At 51.7% G+C, this 835-nt stretch carries 1 rRNA gene; it reads left to right on the top strand.

Annotation, left to right across the window (positions count from 1 at the left end):
* Positions 1-835, top strand: a 23S ribosomal RNA gene (locus ACNQGS_RS28995); the annotation flags it as partial.

Here is an 835-nt window from a genome sequence, read left to right on the forward strand (position 1 = left end):
GAAACTTCGTTCCCTCCTGAGTGGATCCTGAGTACGGCCGGACACGTGAAATCCGGTCGGAAGCAGGGAGGACCATCTCCCAAGGCTAAATACTCCCTAGTGACCGATAGTGAACCAGTACCGTGAGGGAAAGGTGAAAAGCACCCCGGAAGGGGAGTGAAAGAGATCCTGAAACCGTGTGCCTACAAGTAGTCAGAGCCCGTTCATGGGTGATGGCGTGCCTTTTGTAGAATGAACCGGCGAGTTACGATTGCATGCGAGGTTAAGTTGAAGAGACGGAGCCGCAGCGAAAGCGAGTCTGAATAGGGCGAATTAGTATGTAGTCGTAGACCCGAAACCAGGTGATCTACCCATGTCCAGGGTGAAGTCCAGGTAACACTGGATGGAGGCCCGAACCCACGCACGTTGAAAAGTGCGGGGATGAGGTGTGGGTAGCGGAGAAATTCCAATCGAACTTGGAGATAGCTGGTTCTCTCCGAAATAGCTTTAGGGCTAGCCTCACGTAGTTAGAGTCTTGGAGGTAGAGCACTGTTTGGACTAGGGGCCCTCATCGGGTTACCGAATTCAGACAAACTCCGAATGCCAATGACTTATCCGTGGGAGTCAGACTGCGAGTGATAAGATCCGTAGTCAAAAGGGAAACAGCCCAGACCACCAGCTAAGGTCCCAAAGTATACGTTAAGTGGAAAAGGATGTGGAGTTGCTTAGACAACCAGGATGTTGGCTTAGAAGCAGCCACCATTTAAAGAGTGCGTAATAGCTCACTGGTCGAGTGACTCTGCGCCGAAAATGTACCGGGGCTAAACGTATCACCGAAGCTGTGGGTGGACACCTT

The organism is Neobacillus sp. PVCKKU3 (assembly GCF_058323225.1).